Origin of the sequence: Glaciimonas immobilis (assembly GCF_011947285.1) — a bacterium.
In the GTDB taxonomy this organism is placed as follows: domain Bacteria; phylum Pseudomonadota; class Gammaproteobacteria; order Burkholderiales; family Burkholderiaceae_D; genus Glaciimonas; species Glaciimonas immobilis.
Map to the genome: position 1 here is coordinate 314629 of NZ_JAAOZT010000001.1, position 24479 is coordinate 339107.

The 24479-nt window shown below is 51.4% G+C and carries 20 protein-coding genes; 9 read left to right on the plus strand and 11 right to left on the minus strand.

Annotated elements, in window-relative coordinates:
- Positions 1-2: 2 nt before the first annotated feature.
- The 4 genes from HAV38_RS01390 to HAV38_RS22055 all read left to right on the plus strand — a co-directional run bounded on the left by HAV38_RS01390 (position 3) and on the right by HAV38_RS22055 (position 4336).
- Complete coding sequence (locus tag HAV38_RS01390) at positions 3-2033, plus strand: nitric oxide reductase activation protein NorD (RefSeq protein WP_168051671.1); 2031 nt, start codon at positions 3-5, stop codon at positions 2031-2033.
- Between the two features lie 86 nt (positions 2034-2119).
- Positions 2120-3277 (plus strand): transporter substrate-binding domain-containing protein, encoded by a 1158-nt coding sequence (locus HAV38_RS01395; protein WP_168051673.1) that lies wholly within the window; start codon positions 2120-2122, stop codon positions 3275-3277.
- Entirely contained in the window at positions 3274-3915 is a 642-nt protein-coding gene (locus HAV38_RS01400; protein ID WP_168051675.1) for an ANTAR domain-containing response regulator, read from the plus strand. The genes HAV38_RS01395 and HAV38_RS01400 overlap by 4 nt, the downstream gene beginning before the upstream one ends.
- Before the next feature lie 223 nt (positions 3916-4138).
- Positions 4139-4336, plus strand: coding sequence for an ATP-binding protein (locus HAV38_RS22055; protein ID WP_483413856.1), 198 nt, complete (start codon positions 4139-4141; stop codon positions 4334-4336).
- A gap of 42 nt (positions 4337-4378) precedes the next feature.
- Here HAV38_RS22055 and HAV38_RS01410 read toward each other — a convergent pair whose 3' ends face one another.
- On the minus strand, positions 4379-5128 hold the full coding sequence (locus HAV38_RS01410; protein ID WP_184013412.1) for a TetR/AcrR family transcriptional regulator: 750 nt from the start codon (positions 5126-5128) through the stop codon (positions 4379-4381).
- Between the two features lie 100 nt (positions 5129-5228).
- Between HAV38_RS01410 and HAV38_RS01415 the strand changes: the two genes are divergently transcribed.
- Positions 5229-6797, plus strand: a complete 1569-nt coding sequence (locus HAV38_RS01415) for a 4-hydroxyphenylacetate 3-hydroxylase family protein (RefSeq protein ID WP_168051677.1) — start codon at positions 5229-5231, stop codon at positions 6795-6797.
- A 100-nt stretch (positions 6798-6897) separates the two neighbouring features.
- On the opposite strand, the gene HAV38_RS01420 is transcribed toward HAV38_RS01415, so the two are convergent.
- The 4 genes from HAV38_RS01420 to HAV38_RS01435 form a co-directional block, all read right to left on the minus strand.
- The gene (locus HAV38_RS01420; protein WP_168051679.1) at positions 6898-7698 is read right to left on the minus strand and encodes a MetQ/NlpA family ABC transporter substrate-binding protein; all 801 of its coding nucleotides are present in this window, start codon (positions 7696-7698) and stop codon (positions 6898-6900) included.
- A 156-nt stretch (positions 7699-7854) separates the two neighbouring features.
- Positions 7855-8508, minus strand: coding sequence for a methionine ABC transporter permease (locus tag HAV38_RS01425; protein ID WP_168051681.1), 654 nt, complete (start codon positions 8506-8508; stop codon positions 7855-7857).
- Positions 8498-9547, minus strand: a complete 1050-nt coding sequence (locus HAV38_RS01430; RefSeq protein ID WP_168051683.1) for a methionine ABC transporter ATP-binding protein — start codon at positions 9545-9547, stop codon at positions 8498-8500. The genes HAV38_RS01425 and HAV38_RS01430 overlap by 11 nt, the downstream gene beginning before the upstream one ends.
- Before the next feature lie 164 nt (positions 9548-9711).
- The gene (locus tag HAV38_RS01435; RefSeq protein ID WP_168051685.1) at positions 9712-10128 is read right to left on the minus strand and encodes a helix-turn-helix domain-containing protein; all 417 of its coding nucleotides are present in this window, start codon (positions 10126-10128) and stop codon (positions 9712-9714) included.
- An 851-nt stretch (positions 10129-10979) separates the two neighbouring features.
- Here HAV38_RS01435 and HAV38_RS01440 point away from each other — a divergent pair.
- Positions 10980-11648 (plus strand): response regulator, encoded by a 669-nt coding sequence (locus tag HAV38_RS01440; protein WP_168051687.1) that lies wholly within the window; start codon positions 10980-10982, stop codon positions 11646-11648.
- Positions 11649-12184: 536 nt separating this feature from the next.
- Here HAV38_RS01440 and groL read toward each other — a convergent pair.
- Both groL and HAV38_RS01450 read right to left on the minus strand, forming a co-directional pair.
- On the minus strand, positions 12185-13840 hold the full coding sequence (gene groL / locus HAV38_RS01445) for a chaperonin GroEL (protein WP_168051689.1): 1656 nt from the start codon (positions 13838-13840) through the stop codon (positions 12185-12187).
- A gap of 103 nt (positions 13841-13943) precedes the next feature.
- Positions 13944-14237, minus strand: a complete 294-nt coding sequence (locus tag HAV38_RS01450; protein ID WP_168051691.1) for a co-chaperone GroES — start codon at positions 14235-14237, stop codon at positions 13944-13946.
- Positions 14238-15277: 1040 nt separating this feature from the next.
- Here HAV38_RS01450 and HAV38_RS01455 point away from each other — a divergent pair.
- On the plus strand, positions 15278-15928 hold the full coding sequence (locus HAV38_RS01455) for a DUF1345 domain-containing protein (protein ID WP_168051693.1): 651 nt from the start codon (positions 15278-15280) through the stop codon (positions 15926-15928).
- 240 nt (positions 15929-16168) lie between these two features.
- Here the strand turns inward: HAV38_RS01455 and mgtA are convergent, their stop codons facing one another.
- Complete coding sequence (gene mgtA, locus HAV38_RS01460) at positions 16169-18931, minus strand: magnesium-translocating P-type ATPase (RefSeq protein WP_168051695.1); 2763 nt, start codon at positions 18929-18931, stop codon at positions 16169-16171.
- 1148 nt (positions 18932-20079) lie between these two features.
- On the opposite strand from mgtA, the gene HAV38_RS01470 reads away from it, so the two are divergent.
- Together HAV38_RS01470 and dacB are read left to right on the plus strand one after the other, a co-directional pair.
- Positions 20080-20262, plus strand: a complete 183-nt coding sequence (locus tag HAV38_RS01470; protein ID WP_168051699.1) for a hypothetical protein — start codon at positions 20080-20082, stop codon at positions 20260-20262.
- 168 nt (positions 20263-20430) lie between these two features.
- Positions 20431-21879, plus strand: coding sequence for a D-alanyl-D-alanine carboxypeptidase/D-alanyl-D-alanine endopeptidase (dacB, locus tag HAV38_RS01475; protein WP_245182130.1), 1449 nt, complete (start codon positions 20431-20433; stop codon positions 21877-21879).
- Positions 21880-22044: 165 nt separating this feature from the next.
- Here the strand turns inward: dacB and HAV38_RS01480 are convergent, their stop codons facing one another.
- The 3 genes from HAV38_RS01480 to HAV38_RS01490 all read right to left on the minus strand — a co-directional run bounded on the left by HAV38_RS01480 (position 22045) and on the right by HAV38_RS01490 (position 24061).
- Positions 22045-22548, minus strand: coding sequence for a TPM domain-containing protein (locus HAV38_RS01480; RefSeq protein ID WP_168051703.1), 504 nt, complete (start codon positions 22546-22548; stop codon positions 22045-22047).
- A complete protein-coding gene (locus tag HAV38_RS01485; RefSeq protein WP_168052012.1) occupies positions 22548-23342 on the minus strand; it encodes a TPM domain-containing protein in 795 nt (264 codons plus the stop codon). Before HAV38_RS01485 ends, HAV38_RS01480 begins: the two co-directional genes overlap by 1 nt.
- A 119-nt stretch (positions 23343-23461) precedes the next feature.
- Positions 23462-24061 (minus strand): LemA family protein, encoded by a 600-nt coding sequence (locus tag HAV38_RS01490; RefSeq protein ID WP_168051705.1) that lies wholly within the window; start codon positions 24059-24061, stop codon positions 23462-23464.
- Between the last annotated feature and the right edge of the window lie 418 nt (positions 24062-24479).

The window sequence follows — 24479 nt, forward strand, 5'->3', positions numbered from 1 at the left end:
CAGTGATCACGGATGAAACCACCGGCATTTCCGCAGCGCTGACCGAGCGTCTGGAACGGATTCGGCAAATCGAACCGCCAGGTCATGAATCGCTATTGCAAGCGTTGCCAGCCTTGCAGCGTGTTGTGCGAGACGCGGCAACCCTTGAGGCGATGATATCGCTATGCGAAGAAGTCGCGCTCAGTGCCCGGGGCCAGCTGCCGTGTTTAACAGGCTCTCTCGTTTATCTGCTGGACCGGCTAAATGTGTCTGGTTTGCGCAGGTGGATATTGACGGGCATGCGGCTTTATCCTGATGATGGCGTGCGGCTTGGCGGGTATTTTCGCCTGGAAGATCCGATCGCGGTGAGTAGCTTGCGCGCGGAATCGGATGGGGCCTCCCTTGCTGGTGTGCGGACGAGTCTGCAATATTTCTTGGCCGGCTTTGGCCTGGCGGAGATGGAGGTCAGGCCGCGCAAACAGCAGACCTTGGACGCATTGCCAGGACGCCCGGTCATCAGCGACCAAGTATTGCTATTGCCCGAGCATTACCTCGCCCTGGAAGGTGCACTGGAGGGTGCCATCTACGCCGCAGCCACCGCTCACGCGATTGCACACTTGCGGCATTCGGTTCTGCATCAGACAGCCAATAAACGCAAGCCGCTGCTTCTTGCCGTGCTATCCCTGATTGAAGATGCACGCGTGGAACGGATAATGGGTCAGCAGTACCCCGGACTCTATGCGCTGTGGGGGAAGTTTCATACAGCAACGGGTGCAAAAAACGACTTGACCGTTGGCTCACTGACTGCGCGCCTGGCGCGCGCAATCCATGACCCCTGTTACGAGGATCCCAACCATTGGGTCAACAAGGGCAGGGAACTGTTCGAACAATGCGCCGGCCGTCTGCATGACCTAGCCGCATTTAACGAAGTGGGCAGCATCCTTGCCAATGACCTGGGGCAGATGCGGGTACGATTTGTTGCGCAGCAATATTCCCCAGAACCTGCTTACCGGGACGATAATACGGTGCTCTGGGATTTTGGATCTGAAAGTCAGGAGGCGCTGGATGATGAGATCCTTGCCCGCAATACCATGCAGATCGTTCCCGATGAAACGCAAGCCGACGAAGTTGCGCGTATCTCTCCGGTAATGTCCAGCGATGAGCAACGAGTGCACTATCCTGAATGGGATTATCGTACCGAAATGTTACGCGAGAACTGGGTGACTGTGATTGATGTGCCTGTGCCGCGGGCAGTGCAACACCAGACCAGCCAGAGCGCAGAGCGCGCGGTCAGTAGGCACTCGACATTTGGATCTAAAGTGCACCTGCTTGACAGGGGATTGCGACTACGCCGGCAACACGAAGGCGAAGAACTTGATATAGATGCAGCTATCGAAAGCCGGATTAGTTTCCGCGGAAGAATCATGCCGGACCCGCGAGTTTTTCAGCGTGCTGGAAGGCGTCGACGCCACCTGACTGTTTTACTGTTACTTGATCTGTCGGAGTCAACCAACGATCGCATTGGTGGCAGCTTCACGTCGGTGCTCGATCTGGAGAAGCAGGCGGCCGATATCCTTGCCGTCGCCATTGATCCCGGCTACGATCGGTTTGCGATTGGTGGCTTTGCTTCGAATGGCCGCAGTAACGTACGTTACACTCATATCAAAGACTTCGATCAACCCTACGGCGATGTTCAACGGCATTATCTGCGTCAACAGCGCGGAGCGCTATCCACCCGGATGGGCGCGGCCCTGCGCCACGCAGGTGCCCGTCTGGCGGCAGACCATGCAGAAAAAAAGGTTTTGCTTGTAGTGACCGATGGCGAGCCATCCGATATTGATGTGGTTGACAAAGCTTACCTCGTTGAGGATGCAAGGCATGCTGTGGCTGGCCTGAACATCCGCGGCATTGATACATTTTGCCTGACGCTGGACAAGCGTGCGGACAGTTATGTGCGCACCATTTTTGGCGCCTGGAACTTCCAGATTGTTGATAATGCCATTTCGTTGCCGTTTCAGGTTAGCCAGGCGCTTGCAAAGGTAGCTGCAAGGTGAGGGGCTTGATTTATCAACTCCTGAATTTACATATCTTTCGTCCGGGCCGCCCAGCCGCACGGACATGACTAAAAAGGAAAACCAGAATGGCAGAGCATCGTCCCATCCATGTAGGCGTTTTATACTCGGAAACAGGCGTTACGTCGCAAATTGAATCGTCACAACGGCTCGGCACCTTATTGGCCATCGAAGAGATTAACCAGGCAGGAGGCATCAATGGAAGGGAAATAATTCCGATCATCTATGACCCTCAATCTACTCCGTCCATTTACCGCAGCCTGGCAGAACGCCTTGTGTCCGAGGATGGTGTGAAGGTTATTTTCGGCTGTTACATGTCGAGTACGCGAAAGGCCGTCATACCGGTAGTCGAGCGTCGCAACTGTATCCTGTTTTATGCCACCTTTTATGAAGGGTTTGAGTTCTCCAACAACATCATCTATACCGGCGCCGCGCCGAATCAAAATAGCGTGCAGTTGGCCGATTTCATGATGTCCAACTTCGGTGCGCGGGTCTATCTTGTGGGATCGGATTATATTTATCCGTATGAGTCCAACCGTATCATGACGGATCTTGTGATGCAAAAACAAGGCGGCGAAATTCTCGGTAAAACTTATGTGCCGTTGAATGCTACCGAAAAAGACTTTCTTCCTATCGTCGCCGACATCAAGGCTAAACGCCCGGATTTTATTTTTTCGACAGTAGTTGGCAACGCCACGCAGCATTTGTACAGAGCATATGCAGAAGCTGGATTAGATCCAAAAAGCCAACCTATCGGTAGCCTCACCACCAGTGAAGTTGAAGTGGCCCAAATGGGCGCGGATATCGCAGCTGGTCATTTTACCTCGGCACCCTATTTCCAGTCGATCAACTCGCCCGTCAACCGTGCCTGTCTGGAACGTTTTCAAAAGCGCTTTAATGGCGAGGTCGTGCCCAATGCATGTTGGGAAGCCGCATATTTCCAAGTGCACCTTTTCGCAAACGCGATGAGGCAATCTGGAAGCGATGACATCGACGCATTGATGCCCCACCTTCTTGGCGCCGAATATGACGCCCCTCAAGGGCGAGTTCGCATTGAACCATCTAATCATCACGCCTGCCTCTATCCGCGCATTGGCCGCGCCAACCTCAGCGGGCAGTTCACCATCGTGCGTGAATCCAATCGGCCGGTAACACCTGACCCTTATCTAGTCACGCACTCAACAGGAGACTGGACGATATCGCTTGATTCACTGGACGTCCAATGATCCCTGATCGCGATCAGATAAGGGCAAGTGCTCCGGCGCTTTCTGCGGTACCGCAAATCATGAAGGACTTGCGTGCGCTTCAAGTTTGCATTTTTCATCCGCATGACCACGACGGAGAAAGCCTGACCAAGCAGATTGAACGCATCGGGTGCCAGGTCCAAGCCTTCTGGCCGCCACTCTTGCAACCGCCGCCAAAAACTGACATCGTGTTTATCGCGGTAAATCCTGACATGATCCACCACAACTTCGAGTGGTGCAGGGCAGAGGATGCACCGCCGGTCGTGGCGGTTGTGGCCTACGAGAATCCCACGATCATTGAAGCGGTGCTGCGCATTGGTGCCAAAGGGGTGATTGGCGCCCCAATTCGTTCCTTGGGGATACTAAGTGCGCTAGTGTTGGTTAGAGAAACTACGAACGAGGTAAAAAAGCTACGTCGCCGTGTCATCCGCCTCGAAGAAAAGCTGGGCGCCATTCGGCTGATCAGCAATGCGCAGGACATCTTGTGTCAGCAGCGTGGTATTAGTAAGGAAGAGGCTTATCGAATGATCCGTGAGCAAGCGATGTGCAAGCGCACCACCGCAGAAGAAGTCGCAGCAGCCATCGTGCATGCGCATGAAGTACTTTCTTTTAAGATCTGACCTAGACTAAGCCGGAACATACTTGTTTCGTACCAGCAAGCTATGCTTGCTCGCCGGAGTTAGTGACACCTTATTGCGCCCAATGCTAGCCAATGAACCTGCCTGCTGGAGCCGAGTTTTTACAGTCTTTGCCCTTTGGAATATGTTTAACTCAATACGGTTTTGTGCGCTATCGGCTATAACCTGAGATCGTCATTCGAAGTAAAAGTGCAAACAAAACAATTTGAAGACCGTAATGCACCGCGCAATCAAGACATATCGCCTGCTAATCGTTGACGAAACTGGTTGTTTGCCGATGAATCGGGAGGCGGCCAACCTGTTCTTTCAGGTGACTGCCGCACGATATGAAAAGGATTGTGGCGGTTTTACTAGCAGTGAAACAAAAAACGGGTGCAGCGATGCAGGCCGCCTTGACTTATAAGATGATCTGTTTTGATACTTGAGTTCGAGTAACGTTTCGGTTTTAATGCGCCGCTCGCCTAATCAACCCCTCGACATACATCGCAAATAATTCGCGCCCATCCTGACCAAACATGCGGATGCGTCCGGTGTGGGTTAGCAGTAGCAAGCCGACACAGTGGCCGAATAGGGCGGTAGTTTCTCTGGCCGCCAAAGTGTCCGCACACCCCAATTCCTCAAGTCCAGCCGTGACCCCGCTGAGCGCATCTTGCAAGCGTTGATTCAGATGCGCGTTGAGTACAGGAGTAAGGCCGAGCGGTTTCATTTCCTGGAAAAAATAAAATCCCAGATCGAGTTCTCTTGGATTTTTTAGGTAAAAATCATAGAACGCCATGGCATCGTGCGCGACCCGTTCGGCGGCTGGCAGGTCATGCGGGTGACCTTCATGTACCGCTGAGTTGAGTTCTTCCAGCGATTGTTTTAGCAGGTCACCGTATATTTCTTCTTTGTTTTCATAATGATTGTAGATCGCGCTCGCGGTATAACCCGCCTCGCTGGCAATGGCGCGGACATTCGCCTTCAACAAGCCATCCTTTTCAAACACCCGCCTTGCAGCTTGCAGAATCATCTGGCGCTTTAGATCGTTGACAGCGCGGAGACGGACGGTGCTGGCTTTGTCCGGTTTTTCTGACACGATCACGAGGGCAGCTGGTGACGCGTCAACTGCACCGGTATCAATTGGATGTGGAATTGGATTTGCGATCGTTGCAACCGTTACTATAGGCAATGGTTTGAGGTTTGTGGGCTTGTTCATGCAAGAACTTTACCACGTGAAAGGTCATTTTGTGAATGCTTGACTTTAAAATGAACAACGTTCATATTAATGATCATTATTCAAAAATGAAAGAAATCCTATGTTAATGTCCTCTTCGGAGTACCGCGAATCGCTGCGCAGTTATAAACCTACCGTGTACGTCAATGGTCGGAAGGTGGAGTCGGTCGCCGACGAAGCGGCATTTCTGCCGGGCATTAACGCGCTGGGCGTGACCTACGACTATGCCTTGGAAGAAAAATACTCACCTATCATGCTCGCCACCCAGCAAACCTCGGGCAAGCAGGTGAACCGCATGTTGCACATCAATACCAGTAGCGGCGATCTGCTGAACAAACTTGAAGCGGTGCGATTGCTGTGCCAGGAGACCGGCTGCGCGCAGCGCTATCTGGCGCATGACGCGCTCAACGCGATCTATCAGGTTACGCATCGGATCGATGCGGATAAAGGTACGACGTACGGTCAGAATTTTCTCAACTATCTGCATGAGGTGCAGGACCGGGACTTGTCGCTTGGGATTGCGATGACGGACGCCAAAGGCGACCGCAGCAAGAAGCCGCATGAGCAAGCCAACCCCGATAGTTACGTGCATATTGTCGAGCGCACCGCAAAAGGGATCGTTATTTCCGGCACCAAAGCGATCGTCACGGGCGCGCCCTACATGCACGAATTTTTGGTCATGCCATGTCGGAATATGTCCGAGCAAGATGCGGAATTCGCCGTCTGTTGCGCGGTCCCGTGCGACGCGCCCGGATTGACGATCGTGGCCCGTCCCGCCGGTCGTCCGGGCGAGAAAGCCGCGCTATTCAGCAATAAGTTTGGACAATCTACCGGCGTGGTGATTTTTGATAAGGTTTTCGTTCCGTGGGAGCGGGTATTTTACGCAGGCGAATGGGAACATTCCGGTTACATGACCTACAACTACGCCACGCATCACCGGCACAGTTGTATCGGCGCGCGTGCGGGTTTTGGTGATTTGCTAATCGGTGCAGGGGCATTGATGTGCGAAGCCAACGGTTTTGATCCCGGTAAAGAAAATCATCTGCGCGAGCAAATGGTGGAGCTGATCAAGATTACCGAAGGATTTTACGCGTGCGGCGTGGCGGCGTCGGTATATGCAAAGCTAGATCCGGGATCGAACAGTTTCGTACCAGACCCAGTATTTTCCAATATCGGCAAACTGCTGTTATCCACGCAAATTTACGATATGCATCGTATCGCGCATTACGTTTCGGGAGGATTAATCGTGGCGTTGCCGGGGCCTGACGAGGACCATAACCCAGCCACTGCCGCATCGCTTGCCGACGTGTTGCGGGCTAATCCGGACGTGCCATACGAGAAGCGGATACAGACTGCGCGCTTTATCGAGGATTTAACGGCGTCCTATCAAGGCGGTTGGTATTCGGTCATTAGCCTGCATGGTGGCGGATCGCCAGCAGCAATGAAACAGGAAATTTATCGCAATTATCCCATCGGCAGCAAAGTCGAAATGGTTGAGCGATTGCTTGATCGCGGTTTAGTGGAAGAACCGGGGCGGGCGATTACTGCAAACAAACAGCCCGGTAAGTGTTGCGATACCGGTTGTACAGCTCCCGGAACGGCAGTCATGGTGGATATGCCGCAGACAACTAAGAAACTACAGGTGGAGTGATTGTTACTGTCTTACTGACGATTAACGTCGTCATGGCATCCTGATGGCGAAGATTATGTGAGCGTGCCACGTAACCTTCGCCAGCGCTAAAGCGTACTGCTTACCAGGATGGAATAACGGAACTCTTGTATTGCGCCAAAACGTATTGCTTCACTTCGGCGCTATGGTAAGCCTTGAGTAACTTGGCAACCCACGGCTTATCTTTGTCTTCAGTACGCACCGCGATCACGTTGGCATAAGGGCCACGCGCAGCTTCGATAGCAATGCCATCTTTAGTCGGGCTGAGGCCTGCTTTTTCTGCGAAATTGCCGTTGATGGCGGCTGCATCCAGATCATCTAGCGAGCGCGGCAACTGCGCGGCATCGATCTCAACGATTTTTAGTTTTTTCGGATTGTCAGCAATATCAAGGGGCGTCGCTTGCAGCCCGGCACCGGCTTTCAGTTTCAGCAGTCCTTGCGCTTGCAGTAATAGCAAAGCACGGCCACCATTGGTCGGATCGTTAGGAATACCGATACGTGCACCAATTTTCAGGTCTTTTGGCGACTTGATCTTTTTGGAATACAGACCCATTGGGAACGTGATGGTGTAACCGACGCTGGTCAATTTATAACTGCGGTCCTTCACTTGCGCTTCCAGATACGGCAGATGTTGATAGCTGTTGGCATCCAGATCACCAGCAGCTAAGGCAGCATTAGGCTGGACGTAATCGCTGAATTCAACGATTTGAATATTCAGACCATCTTTGGCAGCAATTTTTTTAACGACTTCGAGGATTTCTGCGTGCGGACCGCCGGTCGCGCCGATCTTGATCACTTTGTCCTGCGCCAGAACGGGAGCCGATACCAAGCTGGCGATAACGCTCAAGCCAGCAAAAAATTGGACTAATTGACGACGGTTCATTCTTTTTTCCTTTTGTAAATGGAGGTGGGAGACGCTGATTTTGTCAGAGACTTACTTGCATCGGGTGGTGATAGTATTTTGCACCCAGATTTTATTAATAGTTGATGCGGATTTCGCACGTTTGATAGTTACGACACTACCGTTAGGTTAAATGCATCATTTATGACTTAAACGGCGCACAAGAATATCACCGAGCGTTTGTACCAGCTGCACAAACACAATCAAAATCAACACAACGGCGAGCATTACCTCTGGTAAAAACCGCTGGTAGCCGTAGCGAATCCCAAGGTCGCCCAGTCCACCGCCGCCGATGGCACCAGCCATCGCTGAGTAACCAACCAGACTGACAAAAGTAATGGTCAATCCCGCGATAATACCGGCGAACGCTTCCGGGACCAGTACCTTGTAGACGATTTGCCAGGTGGACGCGCCCATCGCTTGCGCCGCTTCGATCAGTCCGCGGTCAACCTCGCGCAGCGCCGTTTCAACCAGTCGTGCGACGAACGGGGCCGAAGCCAGCGTCAACGGAACAATGGCTGCGGCGGTGCCAATGGAGGTGCCGACAAAAAAACGCGTAAATGGGATCACCGCGACCAGCAAAATGATAAAAGGCGTCGAACGCACCGCGTTGACAATCAAGCCCGCGATGCGGTTAAAGGCCAGATTTGGCAGCACACCATCGCGTCCAGTCAGGTGCAGCGCGATCCCTAACGGAATCCCCAGTATCGCGCCCAAAATGCCCGAGATGCCGACCATCATCAGCGTCTCGCCGAAGGATGAGAGAAATAGATTAAGCATTTCAGATGACATGATTGAGTTCCTCCACTGTAACGCCCTGGGCGCTTAAATAAGTCATGGCTGCGGCGATGTTGTCGCTGCTGCCGTTGGCTAAAATTGCCAGTGAACCAAAAGCCTGACCCTGAATTTCATCGATTTGACCATGCAGGATACTGAAATCCAGATTAAATTTACGCACAACTTCCGACAGCAATGGCTGATCCACGCTATCGCCGGTAAATGCCAGTCGGAATAAATGGTCGGTACCGCCGGTCACATCGCTACGCGCCAGGCGGGTGCGCAAACGCTGCAACACGCCGGCGGGCAAATCCTGCGCAATCACATCGCCTATCATGGCGCGTGTGACCGGATGTTTAGGCGAGCGGAAGATATCGATCACCTGACCGGACTCAATCACTTTACCCGCCTCCATGACCGCCATACGGTCGCAAATCATCTTGATGACTTCCATCTGATGCGTAATCAGTACGATTGTCAGACCAAGTTCCTGATTAATCTTGCGCAGTAGTTCCAGAATCGAGCGCGTAGTTTCTGGATCGAGTGCAGAGGTGGCCTCGTCCGACAGCAATACTTTTGGGGCATTGGCAAGCGCCCGGGCAATGCCGACGCGCTGTTTTTGACCACCGCTGATGTGCGCGGGGTAACGATCTTTAAGCGCGGTTAAGCCGACCAGTTCCAGCAACGGCGTCACTTTTTTGCTGATCTCGGTTTTGGATAGTCCGGACAGTTCCAGAGGTAACGCAATATTGTCGTACACGGTACGTGATGACAGTAAATTAAAGTGCTGAAATATCATCCCGATCTCTCGCCGTGCAGCACGTAACTCGGGCGCGTTGAGGGCAGTCAGGTCTTTGCCATCGACGATAATTTTGCCCGAAGTAGGGCGATTGAGGAGGTTCAGCGTACGCACCAGCGTACTTTTCCCCGCACCGCTACGACCAATAATCCCAAAAATCTCGCCCTTATTAATCGTTAAATCAACATTGCGCACTGCATCCACAGGACCGTTGCTCCCAGCAAATCGCTGGGTAACTGCTTGAATTTTTATCATTTAAGAATAAAAAAAGGCAGCTGACTGTCTATATTTTGACAATCTGCCGCCAATATAATTTTTTGTGTAAGCCTTGATTTTATAAGGATTTTGTCCTGGGGGAAAGTATCTTTTAGGTATGCCCTTATTCTCTAGACGCATAAGGTCGGCCTCACGCAAAGCCGCTATGTAGTCTCGTCATTAGAGGCGTCACCTCTGAGGTGTTTGATCTGCTCCGCAGCGTCCATAATATGTTGCTTGTCTTGCGCGGTGGCACTAATGAATAGCGTAAGGAGTTTGATCACATTTTCCAAGTCGTTATTTTTTTTCGGGGAGACCAACTTTTGTGCGGTCATTGATCGAGGCGTCCCCCCGCCCCCGCTTATCATCTTGCCCTTATTACTTGCTAGCCAATTTGCACTCACGCCATATAATTCAGCCAACTGAACGGTGTAGGATGACCCCTTGCCTCCTATTTCCAGCTGTGCCAATGTGCCCTGCGCCATTTGGACGCCTTTAGCTGCCTGCACCTGCGTGAGCTTTGCGTGCTTTCTGGCCTGCACTAGCCGCGCTCCGAACGCTGTTCTTCCATTTGTATCCATCCCGTCAGTGTACCGATATAGGTAATCGTATTTCCACTTGAATATTATCGTTTTTACGATAATAGTTGGGCTTGAATTGGAAATTATCTTGATTAATATCAGTAACTTGGGGATGACGCGGACATCCATTGCTGAATTTTGGGGTGCCAATTTTTCTACATTAACGGGGGCGTTTTCTTCTGGTTTTTTGGCGTCTCCTAGTCGTTATTTTTACTTCGCGCCATTATTATGAATGGTTTGCTTCTCTCCGGATGCCAACATCTGCATCAAAGACTAACACCTGGGGGATCCAGAATTTGGGTTCCTTTATGGCTAAGACTTAAGCAAATATCTGCGTCCCGCAAGGCTGACAAGCCCTTTGCCAAGACGCGTTTGCGGCGGTCCAGACTTGCTGGTTCACAATTAGTCTCCATATGTGTTGTGTCTTTTTCGCTGGGTGCTCAGCCGGGTACGCGCATACTGTCTGCGTCGCCAGGATTGGCAGGCGCGTTCGGGGCGACTTTTTTAGCTGTACTAGCGCTTTAATAAGGCGACATGGGATGGAGTAATTCTTCTTCGCTGCAGAATTTTCTGTATTAATACAGGAATAATTCTTATATCTTTCGAGGAGTCTTCTCGTAGTTATTTTTGCGTCGCGCCGTTATTCTTAAAGGCTTGCCTATCTCAGGATTTCATTCACCCGCGTTCTGGACTGACGCGTAAGGCCTCCCGAATTCGGGTTCTTTTTTGGTGAGCATTTGAGCATAATTTCAGCTCGGGCTATTCCGTTTCGGTCGACATTTATACATTTCGCGTGTAGCGCTATTTCTTCGTCCGGCGCTTACTTAATCACGCAACTTTTAAGGTAATCAATGGACGCACAAACAATCAAAGTTATTCTTGCTGATGATCATCCTTCGGTGCTCGCAGGAATTAAATCAATTATCACTACCACTAACTTGCAGGTCGTCGCGACAGCGTGCAACTCGACAGAAATAATTAAACTGTTGGATAGGGGGGTATGTGATGTGCTGGTAAGCGACTACACAATGCCCGGGGGTGAATTTGGTGATGGCATTCCGATGTTTGAATTTATTCTTCGTCGGTATCCTGCCGTGCGTATCGTAGCGATGACCATGATGGACAATCCTGCGATTCTGGGTCAGCTGCGGTCTTCTGGGATACGTTGCATAGTGAGTAAAACAGATGACGTAAGTCTTCTTATCTCTGCGGTGCATATTGCTCATGGCAGCGATAAGGGGGAATTTTTTTCTCCCACGATCAAGGCCATCTTCAATGTATTTGGCGAAGCCAAAGGATTGCTGGCTTTGTCGCAGCGAGAATCGGAGGTATTGCGATTGTTCGTTTCTGGAATGGCGATCAGTGAAATCGCAGGCCAGTTACATCGCAGCAAGCAGACGATCAGTTCTCAGAAAAACAGTGCCATGCGAAAGATCGGTGTCGCTCGCGATATTGACCTGTTCAAGTATGCAATTGAAGTAGGGCTGATCCCCTCCCGCAGAATCGAAAATAAAAAATAGCAAAAGGCGCCAAATATTGCGTCGCATGGTTAGGTGGGACCTCCCTTAACCGTCTGCAATATTGATACCGGCCCAAACAAAGTGCTAAAAGCCCGCATAAAAGAAAAAAGCCCGCAAATATGCAGGCTTTTATTCGCACCAAATCGGCACCAGCCGAGCATAAAAAAAGCCCGAAAAAAAACAGGCTTTATTCGAAGTATTCAAACATCTCTCAACAATAAAACAAAGCAAAGAAGATGCACTGGTCACTCTATGTGATCGCTGAGAAGCGCAGCCGAACCTCCCTATCGCGGCTGATCGGTACTGGCAGAGCATAAAAAAAAGCCCGCAAAAATGCAGGCTTTTATCCGAAGCAACCAAACATCCCTCCACAATAAAACAAAGCAAAGAAGATGCCAGCCACTCTGTGTGATCGCTGAGAACCTTAGCGAGCGGCGTAAGGTTGTAGTCGAGAAGCGCAGCCGTACGCAGGTACGGCGAGCATCGCAGACTGCAAGATTACGTCGCGCAGTAGGTTCTCAGCGATCAATCTCACATTACATCATGCCGTCCATGCCACCCATGCCGCCCATACCACCACCCATGCCGCCGCCCATACCGCTACCAGCTTTATCATCTGGCAATTCAGCGATCATGGCGTCAGTAGTCAGGATCAGACCAGCAACTGAAGCAGCGTTTTGCAGAGCTGAACGGGTTACTTTTGCTGGATCAAGAACACCCAGCTCGACCAGGTCACCGTAAGTACCGTTAGCAGCGTTGTAACCGTAGTTACCGGTACCGGCCAACACTTGATTGATGACAACCGATGGCTCGTCGCCTGCGTTAAATACGATTTGACGCAATGGCTCTTCAACCGCGCGCAGCACGATTTTGATACCAGCATCTTGATCGGCGTTGTCGCCTTTCAGATCTTTAACGTTAGCACGTGCGCGCAAGAAAGCCACGCCGCCGCCAGGAACAACGCCTTCTTCGACTGCAGCGCGAGTAGCGTGCAATGCATCTTCAACGCGTGCTTTCTTTTCTTTCATTTCGACTTCAGTAGCTGCGCCGACTTTGATCAGTGCAACGCCGCCAGCCAATTTGGCTACACGTTCTTGCAACTTTTCACGGTCATAGTCAGAGCTTGCTTCTTCGATTTGAGCGCGGATTTGTTTAACGCGGCCTTCGATCGAGATTGCTTCGCCGGCGCCATCGATAATGATAGTGTTTTCTTTGCTGATTTCGATACGAGCAGCCTGGCCTAGTTCTGCCAATGTTACTTTTTCCAGTGTCAGGCCGACTTCTTCAGCAATCACTTGACCACCGGTCAGGATAGCGATGTCTTCCAGCATTGCTTTACGACGATCGCCAAAGCCTGGTGCTTTAACAGCAGCAGTTTTCAGGATACCGCGGATGTTGTTGACGACCAGAGTTGCCAGTGCTTCGCCTTCGACGTCTTCTGCGATGATCAGCAGTGGACGGCCCGACTTAGCGACTTGTTCCAATACCGGAAGAAGGTCACGGATGTTGGAGATTTTTTTGTCGAACAACAGAACGTAAGGCTGTTCCAGCGCAACAACTTGTTTTTCTTGGTTGTTGATGAAATATGGTGACAAATAGCCACGGTCGAATTGCATACCTTCGACGATGTCCAGTTCGTTTTCTAGTGACTTACCATCTTCAACAGTGATAACGCCTTCTTTACCGACTTTGTCCATTGCCTTGGCAATGATTTCACCAATGTCGGTGTCGGAGTTAGCAGAGATCGAACCAACTTGTGCGATTTCTTTGCTAGTAGTTGTAGGCTTGGCCAATGCTTTGATTTCAGCAACGATGGCGACAACAGCTTTGTCGATACCGCGCTTCAGGTCAGTTGGGTTGAAACCGGCTGCAACATACTTAAAACCTTCGCGCACGATTGCTTGTGCCAACACGGTTGCGGTAGTAGTACCGTCACCAGCGTTGTCTGAAGTCTTGGAAGCAACTTCTTTAACCAGTTGCGCGCCCATGTTTTCCAGCTTGTCTTTCAGTTCGATTTCTTTAGCAACTGAAACGCCGTCTTTAGTAACGGTAGGGGCACCAAAGCTACGCTCCAGAACAACGTTACGGCCTTTAGGACCCAGAGTGACTTTAACTGCGTTGGCTAGAATGTTGACGCCATTAACAATCTTAGCACGTGCATCATCACCGAAAATTACTTGCTTTGCTGCCATGTTTATTCTCCTGAATACGGTTGAATGTAGAGCATAGAGACCGAAGCGGCCAGGAGGTCTGAGACCTCACTAGCGATAGGCTTCGGTCAATCTGAACAATGAATTACTTACCTTCGACAATAGCGAAAATGTCTTCTTCGCGCAAAATCAGCAGTTCCTTGCCATCGACCTTAACAACTTGACCTGCATATTTGCCGAACAAAACGCGCTCACCAACTTGGACTGCCATCGGGCGAACTTTGCCGTCTTCCAGAATCTTGCCGTTACCGATAGCCAGCACTTTACCTTGATCCGGCTTTTCAGCTGCGGCTTCTGGCAGAACGATACCAGATGCAGTTTTTGTTTCGATATCCAGACGCTCAACGACGAGGCGGTCATGCAAAGGACGAAGATTCATGTGTAACTCCTTCAAATTCAACAAGTTATAAGTTTTGCAGCAACATCGCAGCAACAAGACTGCACCATTTAGTTTGGCTTTTACGATGTGCCGCACAGAAAAAGTGACTAGGTCAGGGAGATTGTTAGCACTCTCACCTAACGAGTGCTAAGTATAGGGGCGGTCTTCCAATTTTTCAAGAGCAGATGTTAAGGACTTACACAAAAGCGCCCCAGCGGCGTTGTGCTTTCCTTGCCGCACTCGCGTGCTGTCTGCGTCGGCACGCCTTGCTGGGACACTTTTGTGTAAGTCCTTAATCGCTCCGTGGGGCATTGTGTCCTTTCTGTTTTCCGACGGCACGCCTTGCTGGGAGGCTTTTGTGTGCGTCCTTAATTGCTCCGTGCGGCATTGCGTCCTTTCTGTTTCCGACGGCACGCCTTGCTGGGAGGCTTTTGTGTGCGTCCTTAATTGCTCCGTGGGGCATTGTGTCCTTTCTGTTTTCCGACGGCACGCCTTGCTGGGAGGCTTTTGTGTGCGTCCTTAATTGCTCCGTGCGGCATTGCGTCCTTTCTGTTTCCGACGGCACGCCTTGCTGGGACACTTTTGTGTAAGTCTTTAATTGCTCCGTGGGGCATTGTGTCCTTTCTGTTTTCCGACGGCACGCCTTGCTGGGAGGCTTTTGTGTAAGTCTTTAATTGCTCCGTGGGGCATTGTGTCCTTTCTGTTTTCCGACGGCACGCCTTGCTGGGAGGCTTTTGTGTGCGTCCTTAATTGCTCCGTGCGGCATTGCGTCCTTTCTGTTTCCGACGGCGCGCTTTGCTGGGACGCTTTTGTATGAGTCCTTAATTGCCTCGGAGCGTTGTGTTTTTTCGCCAGTTGCGCGGCGTTGTGCTTGCTAACGACCAAAGCCGCTACAATTCAAGCTGCATTTCGGCATCCTCTTTTATGCGAAGTTAAAGGAGTTTAAGTTTACCGAAGGCATGTTTCATAACGATGACACAGGTTGCCAACTTTACAATCATGCGACCTCGCTTGCCATTTTAACTTTAGGGTCTTAAAGAATGCGTATCCGTAATCTGGTTTTTCACACTCACCCGCGTCTGATGCTGGCGGTGCTTTTTGGCGGCGCTGTGTGGATGTTGCTGTCAAGCGGTTCATTCATTACACGCGTTTTAATTAGTTGGAACGCAGGCGTGTGGACATATTTGGTGGCAATCTGGTGGATGATGGCAACAGCTAGCGCAAGACAAGTCAAACACCGGGCCGCGCTTGAGGATGAAAACGACACCATCATTCTGGTGCTGATTTGTATCGCTGCGACTGCCAGCATTGGTGCGGTAGTGTTTGGTTTGTCGCAGGCAAAAAACTTTTTGCCCGGACCTAAAGAAGTGCGCTATTTATTTACCGGTCTGACCGTGCTGGGATCGTGGTTTCTGGTAGGTACGATTTTCACGCTTCATTATGCGCGCCTTTTCTACAGCCACGGCACTGGCCCCGCGCCTTTACGCTTTCCAGAAGGTGAAGAAAATCCCGATTATTGGGACTTCCTGTATTTTTCGTTCACATTGGCCGTTGCAGTCCAGACCTCCGACGTCAGCGTGATGACGCGTGGCATGCGCAAGACGGTCTTAATGCAATCGATCCTGACGTTCTTGTTTAACTCCGCGATTTTGGGATTGTCGATCAATATTGCGGCGGGTTTGATTTCGTGATTTTGAAGGGTAACTATTAAGCACAAACAAAAACGGAGAGCTTGTGCTCTCCGTTTTTTATCGTGTTTCGATCAGTATCTCACAATCGTATTTCGAAATCAGAGGCGGCCTCCCAATAATCTGCTGGGACTTACGCAAAGCCGTCCCAGCAAGGCGGGCCGACGGAGACAGTATGTGAGTACCGGGCCGCGTAAGGTGGCAAGGAAAGCACAACGCTGCTGGAGCGTTTGTGCGCAAGTCCTATTGCCACCCGTAGCGTTTGGCGTACCAACCTTTCATCATTTGCGTCAACACCGCATACGCACCCAAAATCAGCAACAACCAAGGGAAGTAACTCAAAGGCAGCCCTTGCAACTTAAAGTAGTGCGCTAACGGTGACATAGGTAGCAATATCCCGATTGCCATAATGATCAATGTCATACCGATCAGCGCCCATGAAGCACGGCTTTGGAAGAACGGTATCTTGCGGGTCCGGATCATGTGCACGATCAAGGTTTGTGACAGTAAGCCCTCGATAAACCAACCCGACTGAAACAAGGTTTGATGTTCGGTTGTATTGGCGCCAAATATGTACCATAACAATGCAAATGTCGCGATGTCGAAAATCGAACTAATCGGACCGAAAAAGATCATGAAGCGACCGATTTCTTTCGGATCCCAGCGTTGCGGTTTCTCTAGAAATTCCTTATCGACGTTATCGAATGGAATCGTAATTTGTGAAATATCGTAAAGCAAGTTTTGCACTAACAAATGCAGCGGTAGCATCGGCAGGAACGGCAGGAACGCACTAGCGACCAGCACCGAAAATACATTGCCAAAGTTTGAGCTGGCGGTCATTTTGATGTACTTCAGCATGTTAGCGAACGTCTTACGACCTTCCAGCACGCCTTCTTCGAGCACCATGAGGCTCTTTTCCAGCAAAATGATATCTGCGGCTTCTTTTGCGATATCAACTGCGGTATCCACTGAAATACCAATGTCAGCCGCGCGTAACGCTGGTGCATCGTTGATACCGTCGCCCATGAAGCCGACCACGTGGCCGTTGTCATGCAGTCTGCGCACGATACGTTCTTTATGGTCTGGACTAAGTTTGGCAAATACCGTAGTTTTTTCGACGGCAATAGCCAGGTCGGCATCGCTCATGTCTTCGACATCAGAGCCTAGCAACATGCCATCGACAGTCAGGCCAACCTGACGGCAAATTTTAGCGGTCACTAACTGATTGTCGCCCGTCAGAATCTTGACCGTGACGCCATGCTTTTTTAGTGCGTCCAGGGCCGGTTTGGTAGATTCTTTTGGCGGGTCGAGGAACGCGATATAACCGATCAGCACCAGCTCCGACTCGTCTGCCACGCTATAGATTTCTTTGGTCGGCGGCAAGTCCTTGGCCGCGACCGCGACCACGCGTAGTCCTTCGGCATTGAGGCTGGCGGTGGTCTCCTGAATCTCTTTCAGCAATTCAGCAGAAAGCGGCACCACCGTGCCGTTATGGCGTGCGTGCGTGCAGATTGAGACGATTTCTTCGACCGCGCCTTTGCAAATCAACTCGTGATGGTCTTCACGTTCGCTGACGACTACCGACATGCGGCGACGCTGAAAGTCGAACGGGATTTCATCTACCTTGCGGTACGCAGAAGCCAACGCCATTTCGCGTTGTAATTCGGCGTGCTCCAGCACCGCCACATCCAGCAGATTTTTAAGGCCGGTCTGATAATGACTGTTGAGGTACGCGTATTCCAGCACCAGGTCGTCTGGCTTGCCCAGAATATCGGTATGACGCTCCAAAAAAATTCTGTCTTGTGTCAGCGTGCCGGTCTTGTCAGTACACAACACGTCCATCGCCCCAAAATTTTGAATCGCATCAAGACGTTTAACGATCACCTTCTTGCGCGACAGTGCCACTGCACCCTTGGCTAGTGTTGACGTCACAATCATCGGCAGCATTTCTGGGGTCAGGCCAACGGCTACTGACAAGGCAAACAGAAACGCCTCGACCCAATCGCCTTTGGTGAAGCCATTCAGAAAGAAAACGACAGGCGACATCACCATCATAAAGCGTATCAATAACCAGCTGACTTTATTAACACCTAACTGAAACGCGGTGGGGGTGCGGTCGGTAGCGGTCACGCGTTCGGCCAGGGCGCCAAAATAAGTTTGGTTGCCGGTAGTGACGACAATGGCGGTTGCCGATCCACTGATAACGTTGGTGCCCATGAAACACAGATTGTCCAGCTCCAGCGGATTGTTAGTCGCGGCACCGCGATGCTGGACAAATTTTTCTACTGGTAGTGATTCGCCAGTCATCGCCGCTTGGCTGATAAACAAATCCTTGGCGGTCAGCAGACGCAAATCGGCGGGGATCATGTCGCCAGCAGATAATTGGACGATATCGCCCGGAACCAGTTTTTTGATCGCCAGTTCGATCCTGCGTGCGCCCTTAGGATGCAGCGTGACGTCAAAGTAGCGCAGCGCTTCATCGGCAATATCAGATGCCAGATCGTGACGCAGCACGGTGGCGGTATTGCTGACCATTTCCTTAAGCTTATCGGCCGCGCTATTGGAGCGCGACTCCTGCACAAAGCGCATCAGCGTCGATAGCACCACCATCGTGCCGATGACGACGGTGGCTTTGATGTCCTCGGTTGCAAAGGACACGGCGGCCAATACGGTCAACAGCAGGTTAAACGGATTCTTGTAGCACTGCCACAAATGCGCCCACCACGGTAGTGGCTTTTCATGCTCAACTTCATTTGGGCCAACGACGAGCCGAATCGCATCGGCTTCGGGGTCGGTCAGGCCATCGGCCCGGCTATGCAATTGCTCCAGCAACGCAGGAAGTTCGGATCGCGCAGCTTTAAGTAAGTGCTGAGCAAGGGTCGGCGGCACTTCATTTGGCGTCGGTGTACTGCTAAACATGTCGCCACCAAAACGACGGAAATGCCGGTCCATCCCGTGTGCATGGACAAACCTGACGAAGGAGTCTTTCAAAAGATTCAGATTCATAATGTTATTCTTTTTTCTATTTTGGCCGTGTTGACTCGTCCACCCGACTAATCGGGCATATGCAAGGTCATCACTAACGTCTCCGTAGTCGCTGGCCGATAATGGACTGGGTCGGCTACGGTCAGTGTCGACGATAGCTTTTGGTCCAATGCTGCACGGTCAGCAATAGCTGAAAGTTTAGGGATTGCCTTTATAGGACGGCTGGAATTACTTCCAGATCAGTACGGACCTTCATTGATATTGACGACAGACCTTGACAACAAGGACAAGTCCTTATCCTGCACGGCTGCAAATTGTAAAGCTAATCGATGACGTTTTGATGACAAAGCCCCGCATGGCAGTTAGCTCTTGGCTACCACTTAGCTACCCTTTTAGCGACTACCCAAGCTGATTTTGAACGTCTGCTCTGAACGTTAAAACCACCTCACGATAGTAGCCTTGAATCAACATTTCCACATTGTTTTTGCGTAAGTGCCTGCGCTTATTCAGGCACGACCCTGCGGTCAGGGTACGATCATAAGCGGCAAAGACATGACAACAAAAAACGAAGCCGACGTTCTGCAACGCTTATTTAACCAAAGCGCACGGGTTAGCGGTTTAGCCGTTGACGCACAAACGCTTAGTAAATGCTGCTCAGTCAATGTTGATGACCGACGCAGCCGCAATCGGTGGAAATATTTTATCGGTAGTGGAAATCTAAGATCCAAGCACGTAGATTGCGCGCTTGATCGTTGGGATACCATCATTTCGCCAGCGGCGAGATGACGGCAGGGGAATCCTGCGTTATCTTGCCGAGACGATGCCAGAACGGGGCTGGCAACAACTGTCACTCGAACAAGTGCCCATGAATGGGACTCCATAAAATGAAAACATTCGGATGTTAATCCTGCAGCAAAGCGGGGTCAAGAAAAAAATTGTGCAGCCCAACATAAGTACCGTAATTAAGCCGAAATAGATGTCTTGAATGTTGTTTTTGACTAAAATTTGCGGTGAGATTTTATGCGCTTCATTTGCTTCCTGCAGCCACCGATAAAGCGCTTGTTTCGCCAGCTTAAACGCGCGCCGCAGCGGGCGTAATGGTGCACCGCGTCTTGCTAATTGCCCGTGGCAAACTATAATTAAAGCATAAACAAGAGACGGAGATGACCATGCAAAACTTTCTTATTGCTAACGTTCTTTTCTTTGTACCAATGGCACTTTTCGGAATGGTCCTGTTTGCCGAGGTACCGGTACGATCAAAAGTCGCCCATGGCGGATTGTGTACGGTTGGCTTAGCGGTCGGTGCGCTTTTTGCACTCCTCTTGCTGGAATTAATCGGGACTATGGTTTGAAGGTGGTGATTTAGTTGACCATGTCAGCACTTCGCCGGTAGTACATTTTTTATTGATTCCGAACTCCGCGCTTTGCGGCAACTGATTTTTATGCCGCATTGAGCGCGTGGTGGTTCAACGGATAGCATGGGATAATTACGCACGATCTTCCTTCTCTTCCCTGCCTCCATGTTCAAAAAAATACGGTTTATGCCCGTTGGCGCATTGTTTTTGTCGTTTGTCCTACTCTCATTTAATCCTCTTGGTTATGCTCAGGAAGCTGGATTCCCGCCATTGCCGCCGACGGTCAATGCCGCGCTACAAGCCGCCGGCATTCCGCCGCAAAATGTTGGCATCTACGTGCAAGAGGCTGCCTTTGGCGGCAAGGTGATCGCGACAAATAACGTTGCGACACCTTTCAATCCGGCCTCCACGATGAAGTTGGTCACCACCGATGCCGCGCTGGAATTATTGGGCCCGACATTTAGCTGGAAAACCGGGGCTTACACCGACGGGCAACAAATTGGCAGTACTTTGCAAGGCGATTTAATTTTTAAAGGGAGTGGCGACCCTAAGCTGGTCTTAGAGAACTTTTGGCTTTTCTTGCGACAGATTCGTGCTAAAGGCATTCGCGATATTCGCGGCAATGTGGTGCTGGACCGAAGCATCTTTGATGATAGTGTTTATGACCCCGCACTTTTTGATGGCGATCCTTTAAAGCCGTATAACGTGGGGCCGGACGCGTTGCTGCTAAATTACAAAACGCTGACCTTTATGTTTGCACCGGATGACACAACCGGTCTGGTTCGCGTCGTGCTTGATCCCCCGATGGCTGGTTATCAGGTCATTCCACCAAAATTGGGCAAGGGCGCGTGCGGCGACTGGCAAGGCAAACTGCTCGCTTCGTTCGACAGCCACGGTGCGAGTTTTAACGGCACCTTACCAGCATCCTGCGGTGAAAAATCCTGGTACGTGAATCCCTACACGATGAGTTCCACCGCTTACTTTAGCGCCATGTTCAGACAAATGTGGACGGACCTTGGCGGCACCCTCAGCGGCACCGTCAAGCCCGGCGTCACACCGGTGGGTACGCGGTTTATCGCTGAGTGGGATTCTGTCACCTTGCCCGAGGTGATCCGCGATATCAACAAATATAGTAACAACGTGATGGCGCGTCAGGTCTTGTTGACGATTGCGTCTGATATCCTCAAATTGCCTGCAACACCGGAACGCGGCGCGCGCGCTGTGCAAAGCTGGTTGGCCAGCAAGGGCATAGAGGCCAATGATCTGATTATCGAAAATGGTGCGGGTTTATCGCGTAATGAACGTATCTCCGCTCGCACGATGGGCCGCATTCTGGCGTCCGCATACCAGTCGCCCACGATGCCGGAGTTTATTTCGTCGATGCCATTGGTGGGGTTTGACGGCACGATGCGTAAACGCCTGAAGGGGGAGGGCGTTGCAGGTCAGGCGCATATCAAAACCGGCACACTCAACGATGTGCGGGCGATCGCCGGATACGTGCTGGCGGCGTCAGGTAAGTATTACGTGGTGGTGTGTTTTATTAATAATGGCAACGCATCGCGAGGGCAGGCGGCGCAGGATGCCTTGCTGCGATGGGTTTATGAGAACGGTTGAGGGCGCTGCGGGTCTAGTCGCCAACGCAACGCTTGGCGATATTCTACGGAAGCCTCATCCAGGTGAGGCGGTTAAGGTGATTGCGTCACCGTATAACCGTCTGCCGTTTTAAGTCTTTAGCAATGCCATGCGTACTTGAGTAAGCGTTCACCATCCCGGAGAAGCTCAAAGCATCAGCGGGCGATCAGTTAACTCATTACGCTTACCATCTTTGTCCGGAAAATGTTCGGTGAGCAAACCGTTCAGTTTATCGAGTGCTGCAAGTGTGCTGTCGTGAAAAGTGCCATTGGCAAACTCACGTGTCATGGTGTGGCATACCGCTTGCCATTCTGCCGCAGAAATCGCCCGACCAACGGCGCGGTCCGTGATGATCTCGACCTGATGATCAGCAAGGTTGACGTAGAGCAGAACGCCGATATTCTCCTCCGTATCCCACACCCGGTAATGCGCAAAAAGCTCCTGCGCACGTTGACGCGAGGTGACGTGGGTGAGCACCGCTTCGAGGCTGAGCGATGACTCGACGATCATTCGGGCCTCTGCGCGATGCGCGCGTTCACCTTCGGCGATTTTGTCCTGGATGGCTTTCAGGGTTGATGCGGGAAAAGCTTGTCGCGCGGTATGACGGGTGGTGAACAGATGCCGGAACAGCCGCTTAAGTAGTTTTTTCATTACCAGTTCCCAGACGCGCCGCCGCCATCAAAGCCACCGCCACCGCCGCCGAAGCCTCCACCGCCTCCACCGCCTCCACCGCCGAAGCCACCACCACGTCCGCCCTGACTGAGCATGCTACCGATAACGACGCCTGCAGCACTACCCCAAACATTGCTATTGAGCGAATTGCCGGACCCCGGCCCTCCGCGCCTGCGCGACATCACGCTGACGAATCCGAAAAGCGCGATCACTAACAATGGCACCAGTGCACCAAATATGCCGGACCCCGCTGATGATTGACCTTGACCTTGACCTTGTGCTTGCCGCTGTTGACCGGCAGCGGGCGGTAACGTTTGTTGGTCTAATATCGTGGTTAATGCAGTCACGCCAGCGGTTAAACCGCCATAAAAATCTTCTTTTTGAAAGTACGGCGCAATCACGTCCTGCAGCACCCGTTTGGACTGCGCATCGGTCAGCACGCCCTGGACGCCGCGTCCTGATTCAATCCGTAAGCGCCGTAAGCCTTTGGGATTATCCTTGGCGACAATTAAAATGACGCCATCATCGACACCCTTGCGGCCCAACTTCCAGGCGTCGGCGACGCGGATACTGTAGTCTTCAATGGCTTCAGGCGCGGTAGTGCTCATCAGTAATACCGCAATTTGGCTTCCTGTACGGGCCTCATAATCACGCAGTATCGACTCCAATGTGCTGCGCTGTTCAGGCCGCAACATGTCGATCTGATCGGTCACATGCGCTTGTAAAGGCGGCACGGCGACTTGCTTATCCTGCGCCCTCGCTGGCGCTGCCATCAATGCAAAAAGTGCCAGCCATAGCGTAAAGCCCAGGCGCAGCAACGCCGCTTTCTGTGCTCCCAGCGCTGCGCACGCCAGAAGGACACGATTGCGGACGGGCATCGCCAGGATTAACATTACTTTTTCCCACCAAAATCGACATCGGGCGACGTGGAAATGGCTTTTTCATTATCCACGGTGAACGACGGTTTGACTGCATAGCCCATTGCTTTAGCGGTCAGGTTGGTAGGAAAGCTACGTGCCAGCACGTTAAAGTCCTGCACTGTCACGATGTACCGGTTACGCGCCACCTTGATGCGGTTTTCTACGCCTTCCAGCTGTGACTGGGCATCCCGATAAAGACCGTCCGCCTTAAGCTGCGGGTAGTTTTCCGAGACCGCCATCAACCGCGATAACGCCGACGATAATTGTCCCTGCACCTGCTCAAACTTTGCCAGAGCGGCGGGATCATTAAGAACTTCGGGTGTAATCTGGAAGCTGGTTGCCGCCGAACGTGCTTTAGTGACGGCCTCAAATGTTGCCTCTTCATGCGTTGCATAGGCCTTTACGATCTGCGCAATTTTAGGCACCAGATCGGCACGTCCCTGATACTGGTTGACGACTTCGCCCCAGGCCGCTTTGACCGCCTCATCTTTGGTTTGAAAGTCGTTATAACCACACGCGCTGAGCATTGTGGCAACAACCATAATCGCCAGCCATTTAACGGTTTTATGCATGTTCAATCCCTGTTTTAATAGATGTGCAAAAAGGAAGCTAATTAATCAGCCGTACGACCAAGGAACAAGCCACCGAGCCTATGCTACACGTTAGCAAACTATTGTTCTCGGCTCAAGAGTTTCCTGCTTGCAACTGAAGTAAATCGCTGACGGTGTTGTATCTCATTGCCACGTACTCGCCTGTACTCGGAAAATCTTGCTGCTCTAAGCGCTGGCATTCCCGTTGCCCATCAATTTTCCCTCAATCCCCGTCGCGATGCGACAGTGACAGGCACTCATTTTTTTGCAATCACTACGTGATAAATGCTGCCATTCTGCGCAAATACAATATTAGTCTCAAAAGGGGCTTCGTCGTCGTTCGTAAATAATAGTCTGACTATTATCTGCGTTGCTGCCTGCAGCGGAAGCAACAAGTTAC